1 protein-coding gene is annotated in these 516 nt (G+C 43.4%); it reads right to left on the bottom strand.

From position 1 onward, the window contains the following. Window positions 1-465 (bottom strand): hypothetical protein (locus IEY73_RS34955; protein ID WP_229716465.1); only part of this gene is annotated, 465 nt, incomplete at its 3' end. Window positions 466-516: the final 51 nt, after the last annotated feature.

Here is a 516-nt window from a genome sequence, read left to right as displayed (position 1 = left end):
AATTCGAATCTTCTGGTGAGGTTCAAGTACCTGATTGAATACATAGTCGGTCGAGAAGAAAAAGATGCCCGAGCCAACTACGAACAGAATTACATAGAAATAAGCTCTCAGTCGTTCACGCAGATAGAAGAAAGCCAGTGTCAGTACTATACCTCCACAAAGGGCTAACTGGAGATGACATACATTAAACGGAATTACATAGTTGGAAAACAGGGCTCCTAATAACGTTCCTCCGCCTCCGATACCGAAAATGTAGGCTGCAAGTTTGGGCGACTGACGCTGACAATATTTTCCCACCAGAAAGGAAGAAAGCAGAATGACCAGCGTCAACACGGAGAATTCTCCCCATGATGTCATTTCATCAGGCATAATTTCTGCACTGAATTTTAGGCCGACAATAAAAAATACCACAGCGCAGATTCCGGAAAATAGAACCGTTCCGGTCATCCCTTCTCTGTAGAGCATTAAAAAAAAGGATAGGTACACCAGGGCAGAACCTGTTTCTTTCTGGAGTAT

The sequence above is a fragment of the Mangrovihabitans endophyticus genome (assembly GCF_014646155.1).
Lineage (GTDB): Bacteria > Actinomycetota > Actinomycetes > Mycobacteriales > Micromonosporaceae > Actinoplanes > Actinoplanes endophyticus.
The sequence above is the reverse complement of the archived record's forward strand: the minus strand, read 5'-3'. Positions and strand labels throughout refer to the sequence as shown.